Source organism: Streptomyces sp. RK9 (genome assembly GCF_045070545.1).
GTDB classification, from domain to species: domain Bacteria; phylum Actinomycetota; class Actinomycetes; order Streptomycetales; family Streptomycetaceae; genus Streptomyces; species Streptomyces alboflavus.
The window spans coordinates 2,442,347-2,454,955 of record NZ_CP173704.1 but is presented as its reverse complement, the minus strand read 5'-3'; the positions used below and the strand labels follow the sequence as shown (position 1 = coordinate 2,454,955).

13 protein-coding genes are annotated in these 12,609 nt (G+C 71.5%); 7 read left to right on the top strand and 6 right to left on the bottom strand.

Features of this window, described 5'->3' with window-relative positions; all coding sequences use genetic code 11:
- Position 1: 1 nt before the first annotated feature.
- Positions 2-940 carry an NYN domain-containing protein gene (locus AB6L24_RS31185; protein ID WP_405660822.1) on the bottom strand — a complete coding sequence of 313 codons (939 nt, stop codon included), beginning with the start codon at positions 938-940 and terminating at the stop codon, positions 2-4.
- Positions 941-1,155: 215 nt separating this feature from the next.
- On the opposite strand from AB6L24_RS31185, the gene AB6L24_RS31180 reads away from it, so the two are divergent.
- Complete coding sequence (locus tag AB6L24_RS31180; protein WP_016644538.1) at positions 1,156-1,308, top strand: hypothetical protein; 153 nt, start codon at positions 1,156-1,158, stop codon at positions 1,306-1,308.
- 102 nt (positions 1,309-1,410) lie between these two features.
- Here AB6L24_RS31180 and AB6L24_RS31175 read toward each other — a convergent pair whose 3' ends face one another.
- From AB6L24_RS31175 to AB6L24_RS31165, 3 genes are all read right to left on the bottom strand, one after another.
- Entirely contained in the window at positions 1,411-2,013 is a 603-nt protein-coding gene (locus tag AB6L24_RS31175; RefSeq protein WP_030359788.1) for a MarC family protein, read from the bottom strand.
- Between the two features lie 152 nt (positions 2,014-2,165).
- The gene (locus tag AB6L24_RS31170) at positions 2,166-3,041 is read right to left on the bottom strand and encodes a PHP domain-containing protein (protein WP_405660818.1); all 876 of its coding nucleotides are present in this window, start codon (positions 3,039-3,041) and stop codon (positions 2,166-2,168) included.
- A gap of 606 nt (positions 3,042-3,647) precedes the next feature.
- Positions 3,648-4,289, bottom strand: a complete 642-nt coding sequence (locus AB6L24_RS31165) for a DUF6758 family protein (RefSeq protein ID WP_030359786.1) — start codon at positions 4,287-4,289, stop codon at positions 3,648-3,650.
- A 198-nt stretch (positions 4,290-4,487) separates the two neighbouring features.
- Between AB6L24_RS31165 and AB6L24_RS31160 the strand changes: the two genes are divergently transcribed.
- Positions 4,488-5,738, top strand: coding sequence for an MFS transporter (locus AB6L24_RS31160; protein ID WP_405660815.1), 1,251 nt, complete (start codon positions 4,488-4,490; stop codon positions 5,736-5,738).
- An 18-nt stretch (positions 5,739-5,756) separates the two neighbouring features.
- Here AB6L24_RS31160 and AB6L24_RS31155 read toward each other — a convergent pair whose 3' ends face one another.
- Positions 5,757-6,341, bottom strand: coding sequence for a suppressor of fused domain protein (locus AB6L24_RS31155; protein ID WP_405660812.1), 585 nt, complete (start codon positions 6,339-6,341; stop codon positions 5,757-5,759).
- Between the two features lie 478 nt (positions 6,342-6,819).
- Here AB6L24_RS31155 and AB6L24_RS31150 point away from each other — a divergent pair, with 478 nt between their 5' ends.
- Positions 6,820-7,932, top strand: a complete 1,113-nt coding sequence (locus AB6L24_RS31150; protein ID WP_405660810.1) for a magnesium and cobalt transport protein CorA — start codon at positions 6,820-6,822, stop codon at positions 7,930-7,932.
- Positions 7,933-7,963: 31 nt separating this feature from the next.
- Entirely contained in the window at positions 7,964-8,491 is a 528-nt protein-coding gene (locus tag AB6L24_RS31145) for a hypothetical protein (protein WP_405660808.1), read from the top strand.
- A 7-nt stretch (positions 8,492-8,498) separates the two neighbouring features.
- On the opposite strand, the gene AB6L24_RS31140 is transcribed toward AB6L24_RS31145, so the two are convergent.
- Positions 8,499-9,278, bottom strand: coding sequence for a hypothetical protein (locus AB6L24_RS31140; RefSeq protein ID WP_405663463.1), 780 nt, complete (start codon positions 9,276-9,278; stop codon positions 8,499-8,501).
- Positions 9,279-9,532: 254 nt separating this feature from the next.
- Between AB6L24_RS31140 and AB6L24_RS31135 the strand changes: the two genes are divergently transcribed.
- From AB6L24_RS31135 to AB6L24_RS31125, 3 genes are all read left to right on the top strand, one after another.
- The gene (locus AB6L24_RS31135) at positions 9,533-10,810 is read left to right on the top strand and encodes a magnesium transporter MgtE N-terminal domain-containing protein (protein WP_405660807.1); all 1,278 of its coding nucleotides are present in this window, start codon (positions 9,533-9,535) and stop codon (positions 10,808-10,810) included.
- Entirely contained in the window at positions 10,797-11,375 is a 579-nt protein-coding gene (locus tag AB6L24_RS31130; RefSeq protein ID WP_405660805.1) for a DUF1003 domain-containing protein, read from the top strand. Before AB6L24_RS31135 ends, AB6L24_RS31130 begins: the two co-directional genes overlap by 14 nt.
- A 100-nt stretch (positions 11,376-11,475) precedes the next feature.
- Complete coding sequence (locus AB6L24_RS31125; protein ID WP_405660802.1) at positions 11,476-12,609, top strand: Mrp/NBP35 family ATP-binding protein; 1,134 nt, start codon at positions 11,476-11,478, stop codon at positions 12,607-12,609.

Genomic DNA, 12,609 nt, shown 5'->3' with positions numbered 1-12,609 from the left:
CTCAGTAGCACTTCTGCAAGTGGTCCCAGAAGCCGTCCCGCAGCACCCGCCGCAGGTCGGACTGGCCGCGCAGCGAGTAGTCGAGCAGCCGCTCCGCCTCGACGAGGAGTTCCTGGTCGACGGACCCGGGCAGGTAGGGGTGGCCGGGCAGCAGCCCCACCAGCGCCTCCCGGCCGCGGGCGGAGAGCCACCGCGCGGAGATCTGGGCGCCGACGAAGCGCACGTCCTCCCGGGAGGGCCGGGGCATGGCCTGCGCGCCCTCGTGCGGGACGGCGGGGCGGCGGGTCACGAACGGCTTGAAGAAGTCCGCGTCGAAGGTGCGCTGGCTGTCGACCTCCCACAGCAGCGGCTCCGCCTGGTTGCGGCCGTCGGGCGCGTCGATGCCCCAGAGGTGCACGCGGGCGCCGTACCCCTGCGCCGCCTCGACCGCGGAGACCAGGTCCTCGTCGCCGCCGATGAGCGCGGCGTCGCTGATGGCGCGGTGCCGTGCCAGGGACTCCAGGTCGCTGCGGATCAGCGAGTCGACGCCCTTCTGCTGGTTGTTGGCGTTGAGGTTGCCGAGCCGCACCTTGACGTCGGGGAGCTCCGCGATCGTCTGCTGTTCGGAGGTGTGGATGCGGCGTCTCGCGCCGTCGTACCAGTACACGCGCAGCAGTCTGCTGTCCGCGAAGATCGTGCGCGCCTTGTCGATCAGTGCGTCGATGAGCGCCTCCGCGTCGAGGTCGAAGGCCCGCCGGTCCTCGGTGCCCGCGGCGAGCCGTCCGGCGGCGGCGTACAGATAGCCGGCGTCGACGAAGATCGCGTGCGTGGACGGGGTCTTCGCGACCTCGGCGAGCATGCGCTCCAGGAGGCCGTTGGTGCGCTCAAGCCGGAGGGTGATCTCGCCGATCTCACGGACCGTGCTCTCACCGAACTCGTCAATGGTCTCGTCCATGTCCATACGGAACGCATTGTCTCGTCCGTCACTCGGCAGGCACAACCGGTAGCTGTCACTCAACGAACACAACCAGCCGCGATACAGTCACGAAACGCGGCGTTCATTAGTCTCGCGAAAATTTTCTTTAGCGTAGGGAATGTTTGAGGGAGTCAAGCCGTTGCACCCTACGTAGCCAGCAGTTCTCCTTCAGGAGGATCACCAGACGAAGGGAGAAGCCCATGCGCTTCGAAATCATGCGACTCGACGACGTCGACGGCACCGCCGTGGACACGACCGTCGTGGACGCCGCCTCCGTCAACCGGATCGTGCAGCAAGCCGCCGCCATAGGGCAGCGCCTCTACATCCGTCCGGCCGACGCCTCGGCCTCATAACGGCGCCGAACGGCCTCATCACACACTTCAGAGCCCTGTACGACACCGGCGCGTCCGGTGCCGTACAGGGCTCTGTGCGTGGGTCGCGGTCACCCGCACGGCTCAGCCGCCGCGGATGACCTGCGTGACGCCGTTGATGATCTGCTGCACGGCGATCGCCGACAGCATCATTCCGGCGAGCCGCGTCACGAGCACGACGCCGCCGTCCTTGATGACGCGGATGATCAGCAGCGAGAAGCGCATCGCCACGAACAGCACCACGTGGATGGCCAGGATCGCCGCCCACACGGAGACCTGCTCCATGCCGCTGGCGTGCTGGACGGCCAGGATCACCTGCACGATCGCGCCGGGGCCCGCGAGCAGCGGCATGCCGAGCGGGACCAGGGCGACGTTGACGTCCTTGGTCTGCTGCGGCTCGTCGGTCTTGCCGGTGAGCAGGTCGAGCGCGACCAGGAGCAGCAGCAGACCGCCCGCGATCATCAACGCCTGGGTGGAGACGTGCAGATAGTCGAGGATCTGCTGGCCCACGACGCCGAAGACGGCGATGACTCCGAAGGCCACGCACACGGCCTGGAAGGCCATCTTCTTCTGGACCTTGGCGGGGCGGCCCGAGGTCAGCGCGAGGAAGATCGGCGTGACCCCAGGGGGGTCCATGATGACAAAAAGGGTGAGAAAGAGGGATCCGAAGACGGCGACGTCGAACACAGTGATGGCCTTGCAGAGGAGAGTCGTACAGAACAGCGGGCGGTGGCCCGGGGACGCGTACCGCGGACGACGGCAGCGCGTGCCGCGGACGGTGACGGTGACGGTGGGGCGTTACGGGGACGGGGGCGGCGCGGGACGCGGACGGTGGCGCGTTACGCCGACGGGTCTCCGCCCGCGCCCGGCACCGGGAACGCTCCCGTCGCCCGGCGCGTGATCTCGCCGTAGATCTCGGGGTCGGTGGTGTACTCCCCGAGCACGCACGTCTTGCGCGTGCCGTGGTAGTCGCTCGACCCGGTGACGAGCAGCCCGAGGTCGGCGGCGAGGCCGCGCAGGCGGGGGCCGGACTCGGGCGCGTACGCCAGCTGTTCGGGGTGGTCGACCTCGATGCCGTCGAGGCCCGCCGCGGCCAGCTCGGCGATCGCCGACTCGGGCACCACCTTGCCGCGCTGGGCGGCGGCGGGGTGCGCGAAGACGGTGACGCCGCCCGCGGCCTTGACCAGGCGTATCGCGTCGAAGGGGTCGAGCTCGTGCTTCTCGGCGTAGGCGCGGCCGCCGGCGGCGAGCCAGTCGGGCGTGAAGGCGGCCGAGACGTCCGGTACGACGCCCAGCTCGACCAGGGCCTCCGCGACGTGCGGGCGGCCGACGGATCCTTCGCCCGCGATGCGCGCGACCTGCTCCCAGGTGACGGGGACGCCGAGCTCCTGGAGCTTGCCGACCATCGCCTTGGCGCGCGGCACCCGGTCGTCGCGGACGAGTTCGCGCTCCCGGGCCAGGTCCGGCTCCTCGGGGTCGAAGAGGTACGCCAGCACGTGCATCCCGACGCCGTCGAGGCGGCAGGACAGCTCGGCGCCGGTGACGAGGGTGAGGCCGGGCGGGAGTGCGGCGATCGCCTCCGCGTGGCCGCGGGTGGAGTCGTGGTCGGTCAGCGCGACCACGTCCAGGCCGGCCGCGGCGGCGTTGCGCACCAGCTCAGCCGGGGTGTCCGTGCCGTCGGACGCGGTGGAGTGGGTGTGCAGATCAATTCGCACGCAGGGCTCCACGCTTCTCGGGACGGCCGGGGGGACGCTCCAGTCTAACGTTCCCCCACGCCCACCTGGGGCGCCGCCGATCCGGCGCTCCGCGCCTGGTCCTCAATCGCCGGACGGGCTTTCTCCCACCCACCCGCCCGAACTCGCACCGGCCTGGCCAACGGCCCGGCACCGTCAGCCCCGCAGGGGGGCACCCCCGTATCGGCGCTCCGCGCCTCGTCCTCAAACGCCGGACGGGCTTTCTCCCACCCACCCGCCCGAACTCGCACCGGCCTGGCCAAGGCCCGGCACCGTCAGCCCTGCGGGGGGGGCACCCCCGTATCGGCGCTCCGCGCCTCGTCCTCAAACGCCGGACAGGCTCTCCCCGCCCGCCCGCCCCCATCCATTGCTTCGGCTGGGGCGGTCCGCACAGCCTGCCCGGTACGCCTTCAGCCCGTCTCGGGGAAGTTTTCAGCCCGTCCGGCGTTTGAGGACGAGGCCGCAGGCCGATCGGGGGCGGACCGTCCCACCCGGCGGGGACACCCACCCCCTGGGGCCCAGGGGCGCAGCCCCGGTTTCGGTGAAGGGGTGGGACTGGGGCGCCCCGCGAAGGACGGCGCACGCGCCCTACGGCATCAGCAGCCGCGGCGAGAGCGCCCCGCACGGCACCAGGTCGACCTCGGCACCGGCGTCGCGCAGGTCGGTGAGGACGAGCTCGTCGTACATGAGGAGCCCGGACTGCTCGGGCCAGGCGATGGCCCACAGCCAGAGCCCCCGCGCCTCACCGGCGAAGACGGCCCGGTCATCGGGCGCACCCGGCACGTGCCACATGGCCGTGGGCCGCCCGGCGGCAAGCACCTTGGCCTGGGCGGGCTTGCCGACGCTCATGGAGGGCCCGGGATCGGGCCCGTCGATCCCGGCGTACCGCGCCCCGAGCCCGACCCCCAACTCCTCGGCGACAAGCACGAGTTCCCCGACCCCGCCGAGCGGCGCGGGCCCGGAGCAGGCGACGGCGGTGGCCCGGCCACCACTGCGGTCGTCCCCGGCGCAGGCGACCCCGGTGAAGAGCCACCCGACGGGCAGCGGCCACGGCATCCACACGGGCACCTGCGCACGCCGCACGACGACCTGGAGGGCCTCGACGCTGGGCGGGATCACGGGCTGCAGCGGGTGCACCGTGCCGTGCACATCGCACTGCCAGGAGTCGGCAAAGAGGCCGGGAGCCCTGACCCGGCCACCACACTTCGGGCAACTGGGTTCGCCCCTCATAGCGCCCAACGGTCCTCCCCCCTCGCCGCCCCGTCAAGGACGATCACCCGTCCGGAGGCCGCCTCCACGAAACTGCCCGCTACTTTCCCGGGCCCACCACCAGGCAAAACTAGATGTAGCTTGCATTAGTTAGCTCAGCTAACTTATTATGTGTATACGTCAACGATCTACGTCCGGAAGCACACGAAGGAGCTGCGGATGACCACCCCCACAGCCGGAGCACACGAGGACCCCTTCGACGCCGGGGCCGGCGGCCTGCTGCGCCAGCCGAGGGCGGTGTGGGCCACGGCGGGCGCGTCCGTCGTGGCGTTCATGGGCATCGGCCTCGTCGACCCGATCCTGCCGTCCATCGCCCAGGGCCTGCAGGCCACGCCGAGCCAGGTCTCGCTCCTGTTCACCTCGTACTTCCTGATCACCGCCGTGGCGATGCTGGTGACCGGATTCGTCTCCAGCCGCATCGGCGGCAAGAAGACCCTCCTCGCCGGGCTCGCCCTGGTGATCGTCTTCGCCGCGCTCGCCGGTACGTCCGGCTCGGTCGGCGAACTCGTCGGGTTCCGGGCCGGCTGGGGCCTCGGCAACGCGCTGTTCGTGTCGACGGCGCTCGCCGTCATCGTGGGCGCGGCGGCGGGAGGCAGCGCCGCGGCGATCCTGCTGTACGAGTCCGCGCTCGGCCTCGGCATGGCCTGCGGGCCGCTCCTCGGCGCGCTGCTCGGCGACGCCAGCTGGCGCTACCCGTTCTTCGGCACCGCCGCCCTGATGGCCGTCGGCTTCCTGTGCATCACGGCGTTCCTGAAGGAGCAGCCGAAGCCCGCGCGGAAGACCTCACTGCTCGACCCCGTCAAGGCCCTCGGCCACGGCGGCCTCGCCTCGGTGGCCGCGTCGGCGTTCTTCTACAACTACACGTTCTTCACGGTCCTGGCCTTCACGCCGTTCGTCCTGAACATGACCCCGTACAAGTCGGGTGCGGTGTTCTTCGCCTGGGGCGTGCTGCTCGCGGTGTTCTCGGTGCTCGTCGCGCCCCGGCTCCAGGAGCGGTTCGGCTCCCTGAAGGTGCTCGGCGGTTCGCTGGTGCTGCTCGCCGCGGACGTCCTCGTGCTCGGGTACGGCAGCCGCACCGCCGCCGTCGTCTGCACGATCCTGTCCGGCGCCTTCATCGGCGTGAACAACACCGTCTACACGGAGCTGGCCCTCGGCGTCTCGGACGCGCCCCGGCCCGTGGCCAGCGCCGGTTACAACTTCGTACGCTGGTTCGCCGCCGCCGCGGCCCCCTACTTCGCGCCGAAGATCGAGGAGTGGAGCGACATCCACATCCCGTTCGTGGTCGCGGCCGTCACGGCGGTGCTCGGCGCGGTGGTGGTGTGGGTCCGCCGGAGCGCGCTCACGCACGAAGCCGAGGAGCTGGAGACCCGGCACGCGACGGAGGACAGTGTGGCCGTCTTCGCCAACTGACGCGGCGGAGGCGGACGTTCAGTCCAGCGGTACGGACGTGCGCAGGGGATCGCGCAGGTCCGTGCCGCTGTTCAGCCAGCGCTCCTGGAGGGCCCCGGCGCCGTGCACCCGCTTCCACGCCGCCTCGTTGGGCGTCATCGGAAGCAGCGGCAGGAACTGGACGGGGTCCATCGGCGCGTCCAGGTCCAGGTCCTCGACGAGGCCGCCGGGCTCGGCGACGAGGACCGAGGTGAACGGCGCGCCCGGCCACAGCGGCTCGCCCACGTCCAGGGAGGCGCCCGGCGCGACCACGAGGCCTTCCACCTGCGGCGACGCGGCGAGCACGGCCAGCGGGCGGAGCACCTTGTCGGTGTCGACGAGCCCGCCGCGCACGGAGAGCACCAGTTCGGCGCGCGGCCCCTGCACGGGGTCGGCGAGCACGGCCGTGGGGTCGGTCATCGGGTGGGCGGACATGCCGAGCGTGGCGTACCGCACGACGTCCCCGTCCGTGAAGCGCACCACTTCGATGCGGTCCGTGCCCAGGAACGTCACCGCCGCGCGTGCGTCCGGTTCCCCCAGGCCACTCCGGAGACGGGCCTCGACCAGCGCAAGAACATCAGCCATGACGCGAGCATAGAACTCGTCAGTGATGGGTAAAGGCGGGGGTTCGGCTGCCGGTCGGCTGATACTGTTGGCCGCTGGCCCGGGCAGCACGCAGAAGCGTCGCCTTCAAGCCCGGACGCAGGACGGCGCGTTACGCGCCAGGGACCTCCCCTACGGGGGACCGGCCGGAGGAGGTGGGGCTGCAGTGGATCGAAGTCGACCGTGCAGTACCACTCGCTCTTCCGCCCGCTGAACGTCCCGCAGCAGCGTAGCTGCGGCCGCGCGCACGGCCCCTCCCGGACGAAGCGTCCGCATCCGGCCCGTACCGCGCACGACGGAAGAGCACCGCGTTTCACCTGATCTGCATCAGTAGCGTTGCTGCCATCGCGACGGTGCGGTGCTCCCCGCTTTGTGGACGTGCCAGATCCCGCAGCAGGACGTCCCCATTCCGGGCAGTTCCACCCGTCGCCGGCGGCCCTTTCGTCGAAGGAGCCTGCCCATGTCGATGATCCGTGACCTGCGTGACGCCGTGCGCCCGTCCCAGCGCAAGGACACCTCCTACAGCTCGTACGACGCCACCCGCGACCCCAGCGCCGTCTCCGCCGTCGTCGACTGCGCCGTCTACCGCGACGGCCGCCGCGTCGCCTGCGACGACACCCTGACGCCGCACGAGGCGATGCTCCAGGTGCGCCGCGACGGGGGCTTCGCCTGGATCGGCCTGCACGAGCCGACGGAGGCCGAGTTCGCCGGGATCGCCGCCGAGTTCGGGCTGCACCCGCTGGCCGTGGAGGACGCCGTCCACGCCCACCAGCGGCCCAAGCTGGAGCGCTACGACGACACGCTCTTCACGGTCTTCAAGACCATCCACTACGTCGAGCACGCCGAGCTGACCGCCACCAGCGAGGTCGTCGAGACCGGCGAGGTCATGTGCTTCACCGGCCGGGACTTCTTCATCACCGTCCGGCACGGCGGCCACGGCTCGCTGCGCGCGCTGCGCCGCCGCCTCCAGGACGAGCCCGAGCTGCTCGCCAAGGGCCCCTCCTCGGTCCTGCACACCATCGCCGACCACGTCGTCGACGGCTATCTCGCGGTCGCCGACGCCATGCAGGTCGACATCGACGACGTCGAGAACGAGGTGTTCGCGGCCACCGGCAAGGGCGTCTCGCGCGGTGTCGACGCCGGGCGGATCTACCAGCTCAAGCGCGAGGTCCTGGAGTTCAAGCGCGCCGTGTCGCCGCTGCTCCGCCCCATGCAGCTGCTCAGCGAGCGGCCCATGCGGCTCGTCGACCCCGACATCCAGAAGTACTTCCGCGACGTCGCCGACCACCTCGCGCGCGTCCAGGAGCAGGTCCTCGGCTTCGACGAACTCCTCAACTCCATCCTCCAGGCCAACCTCGCCCAGGCCGCCGTCGCCCAGAACGAGGACATGCGCAAGATCACGTCCTGGGCGGCCATCATCGCCGTACCGACGGCCGTGTGCGGCGTGTACGGCATGAACTTCGACCACATGCCGGAGCTGCACTGGCGCTTCGGCTACCCGATGGTGCTCGGCCTCATCGGCACCGTCTGCTACACGATCCACCGCACCCTCAAGCGAAACGGCTGGCTCTGAGGCGCGTTGCGGGCCTCGCTAAGCTCTCCGCATGACTGCTGACGCGCTGTTCGACCGCGCCCTCGTCGAGGAGGCCACGAAGAAGTCGGGGCTGATCTGGGTGCGCGGCGCCGCGCCCGACGGCCCCGTGCGGGCCCTGTGGCACGTGTGGGTCGACGGCGCGGCCCACCTCGTCGGGGACGGCCCCGGCGAGCAGCCGCTGCCCGACCTCGTCGACGGGGCGGGCGCCGAGGTGACCGTGCGCAGCAAGGACAAGGGCGGCCGCGTGATCGCCTGGACCGCGGCGGTGACCGAGCTCGCGCCGCGCTCCGAGGCCTGGGAGGCGGCCGTCGCCGAGCTCAAGGGCAAGCGCCTCAACGCCCCGGACGGGGAGCGGATGGTGGAGCGCTGGGCCGCGGAGTGCCGGGTGCTGCGGCTCACGCCGGGCGCGGCGAGCACGGACCTGCCCGACGGCTCCCTCGCGGCGGCCCCCCTGCCGACGGACGCGACGACCCGCAAGCCCGTGCCTGCGGCGCTGCCCCGGCTGCTCCTGCGACGCAAGAAGAAGCAGAAGCGCTGACGCGCCCTCACTGCGTGGGCAGCTGCTTGCCGTAGTCCACCGTCTCGTCCTTGCCGGGCTCCTCCAAGACGAACTCCTTGCCCCACTCGGTGAGCCGCAGCGTGCCCGCGCCGCCCGCCCGCTGGAGCCGCAGCGGATACGGCGCGCCCTCCAGGGACACGTCCAGCGTGCCGCCCGCGCCCTCGTCCCCGGCGATCTTGATGACGCGCCGCGTGCCCGAGTCGGACCGCTCGCCCTTGGACAGCTTGCCGTGCAGGGCGAGGGTGCCGTCGAGCATCAGGTCCTTGTCGGTGAAGCCGCTGAGCTGCCGGTACGCGGGGTCGCCCGCGGGCACCTTCACGAACTTGCCGTTGAGTTTGGCCGCCGCGGCCTGGTCGCCCGCCCCGCCCGCCTTGCCCTCGGCACCCCCGGCGCCCTCGTTCTGGTGCTTCCAGAAGCCCGAGTCGGCCTTCAGATACAGGTGCTCGCCGACGCGGAGCAGCTGAAACGTCCCGCCCTTGACGGTCACCGTGCCCTCGCCGCCCGATCCCTTGAGCCGCATGTCGAGCTTGTACGTCTGGCCCTTGCTGACGACGGTGCCGGAGAGGCGGACCGCGTCGGCGCCCTTGGCCGCCTGCCGCGTCTTGCTCTGGATCTTCGCGGCGGACAGCTTGCCCACGCCGTTGGTGCCCGCGTCCGGGTCCTCGCCGCCGCCCCCGCAGCCCGTAAGACCGGCGCAGCCCGCCACGAGCCCCGCGCACACCGCGCTCAGCAGCGCCGACCTTCGGGTACGACGGGCCTGTCGCATCGCAGTCACAGGTGGCGCTGCCTCTCGTGCGGACGTCCTCTACGGCGGCGGCCGTAGCGCGGCTACGGCCTGGCGTACCGCAGCGTACCGGTGTCGCGGACCCGCCTCGGAGCCAGTCCGTACGGACGTCTCACCAGGGCGGATACGTCAGGCAGGGGCTAGCCTGGGGCGCGTACGAAAGATCGTATAAATGCACCTGAAAGCGACATCGCTCGATACGACCAGCGGTAGTGAGCAGCAGGGAGGCGCCGCGCATGGCGGCAAGCGCGCCCCGGATCTTCGTCTCGCACCTGGCCGGCACCGCCGTCTTCGACCCGAACGGCGACGAGGTCGGCCGGGTGCGGGACCTCGTCGTCATGCTCCGGGTGGGCCGCAGACCGCCGCGGCTGCTCGGCCTGGTCGTGGAACTCGCCACCCGCCGCCACATCTTCCTGCCCATCACCCGGGTCACCGGCATCGAGTCGGGCCAGGTCATCACCACCGGCGTCCTGAACGTGCGGCGCTTCGAGCAGCGCCCGACGGAGCGGCTGATCCTCGGCGAGATGCTGGACCGCCGGGTGCGCCTGGTGGAGAGCGGTGAGGAGGTGACCGTCCTCGACATCTCCGTGCAGCGGCTTCCGGCCCGCCGTGACTGGGAGGCGGACCGGGTCTTCGTACGGAAGGGCAAGGGAGGGGCCTTCCGGCGCAAGGGCGAGACGCTGACCGTCGACTGGTCGGCCGTGGACGGGTTCTCCCTGGAGGAGCACGGACAGGGCGCGGAGAGCCTGCTCGCCACGTTCGAGCAGCTGCGCCCCGCCGACCTCGCCAACGTGCTGCACCACCTGTCGCCGAAGCGGCGTGCGGAGGTCGCCGCCGCGCTCGACGACGACCGGCTCGCGGACGTCCTGGAGGAGCTGCCGGAGGACGACCAGATCGAGATCCTCGGCGCCCTCAAGGAGGAGCGCGCCGCCGACGTCCTGGAGGCGATGGACCCGGACGACGCCGCCGACCTCCTCTCCGAGCTGCCGGAGGACGACAAGGAGCGCCTACTCACCCTGATGCAGCCGGACGACGCGGCCGACGTGCGCCGCCTGATGGCGTACGAGGAGCGCACGGCGGGCGGTCTGATGACGACCGAGCCGATCGTGCTGCGCCCCGACGCCACGGTCGCCGACGCCCTCGCGCGGGTGCGCCAGGAGGACCTCTCCCCCGCGCTCGCCGCGCAGGTGTACGTGTGCCGCCCGCCGGACGAGACCCCGACGGGCAAGTACCTGGGCGCGGTGCACTTCCAGCGCCTCCTTCGCGACCCGCCGTACACGCTCGTCGGCTCGATCCTCGACGACGACCTGCGGCCGCTGCGCCCGGAGGCCGAGCTGCCGGTCGTGGCGGGCTTCTTCGCCGCGTACGACATGGTGTCGGCGCCGGTCGTCGACGAGAGCGGTTCGCTGCTCGGCGCGGTCACCGTCGACGACGTGCTCGACCACATGCTCCCCGAGGACTGGCGGGAGACGGAGTACCACCTCCAGGAGGGGGCCGGGCATGGCGGCAGCTGAGCGGGAGCGGGAGCGCGACAAGGACGGGCGCGGGCGGGAGCGGGAGGGGCGCGTCCGGTTCCGGCTCGACCAGCCGCGGGCGCCGCGCCGCAAGCTGCTGCCCGACTACGACCCGGAGGCCTTCGGGCGGCTCTCGGAGCGGATCGCGCGGTTCCTCGGCACGGGCCGGTTCATCGTCTGGATGACGGTCGTCATCATCATGTGGGTCGTCTGGAACGTCTCCGCCCCGGCCGGCCTGCGCTTCGACCAGTACCCGTTCATCTTCCTGACCCTGATGCTGTCGCTCCAGGCGTCGTACGCCGCCCCGCTGATCCTGCTCGCGCAGAACCGCCAGGACGACCGCGACCGCGTCACCCACGAGCAGGACCGCAAGAGCAACGAGCGGTCCATCGCGGACACCGAGTACCTCACCCGCGAGATCGCCTCGCTGCGCCTCGGCCTCGGCGAGGTCGCCACCCGCGACTGGATCCGCTCCGAACTCCAGGACCTGGTCAAGGAGCTGGAGGAGCAGCGCGAGGTATTCCCGTCCGAGAGCGCTGGGTCACGTGATGCAGGCGACCGCTGACGGCCCTTTCCCGCCTTCGGTTACCGCGCCGTACGCCCACCCGTCGCCCACCACCACCCTTCTAAGGAATGGCGCTGCGCGCCGCCGTACTATCGGGTGTATGGCTACGGAAGACGCGGTGCGTGAAGCACTGGCGACGGTGAACGACCCCGAGATCCAGCGACCCATCACCGAGTTGGGGATGGTCAAATCGGTGGAGATCGGCGCCGACGGCGCGGTCGCCGTCACCGTGTATCTGACGGTCTCCGGCTGCCCCATGCGCGAGACGATCACGAAGAACGTCACGGACGCGGTCGCCGCCGTCGAGGGCGTCACGCGCGTCGACGTGACCCTGGACGTGATGAGCGACGAGCAGCGCAAGGAGCTGGCCACCGCGCTGCGCGGCGGCACCGCCGAGCGCGAGGTGCCCTTCGCCAAGCCCGGCTCGCTGACCCGGGTGTACGCGGTCGCCTCCGGCAAGGGCGGCGTCGGCAAGTCGTCCGTGACGGTGAACCTGGCGGCGGCGATGGCCGCCGACGGCCTCAAGGTCGGCGTCGTGGACGCGGACATCTACGGCCACAGCGTGCCGCGCATGCTGGGCGCCGAGGGGCGCCCCACCCAGGTCGAGAACATGATCATGCCGCCGTCGGCGAACGGCGTGAAGGTCATCTCGATCGGCATGTTCACCCCGGGCAACGCACCCGTCGTGTGGCGCGGCCCGATGCTGCACCGCGCGCTCCAGCAGTTCCTCGCGGACGTCTTCTGGGGCGACCTGGACGTGCTGCTCCTGGACCTGCCGCCGGGCACGGGCGACATCGCGATCTCCGTCGCGCAGCTCGTCCCGAACGCGGAGATCCTCGTCGTCACCACCCCGCAGCAGGCCGCCGCCGAGGTCGCCGAGCGCGCGGGCTCCATCGCCGTGCAGACCCACCAGAAGATCGTCGGCGTGGTCGAGAACATGTCAGGCCTGCCCTGCCCGCACTGCGGCGAGATGGTCGACGTGTTCGGCACCGGCGGCGGCCAGAAGGTCGCGGAGGGCCTGACGAAGACCACGGGCGCGACCGTGCCGGTGCTCGGCTCCATCCCGATCGACGTGCGCCTGCGCGAGGGCGGCGACGAGGGCAAACCCGTCGTCCTCACCGACCCGGAGTCGCCCGCGGGCAGCGCCCTGCGCACCATCGCGGGCAAGCTGGGCGGCCGCCAGCGAGGGCTCTCGGGGATGTCGCTGGGGATCACGCCCAGGAACAAGTTCTGA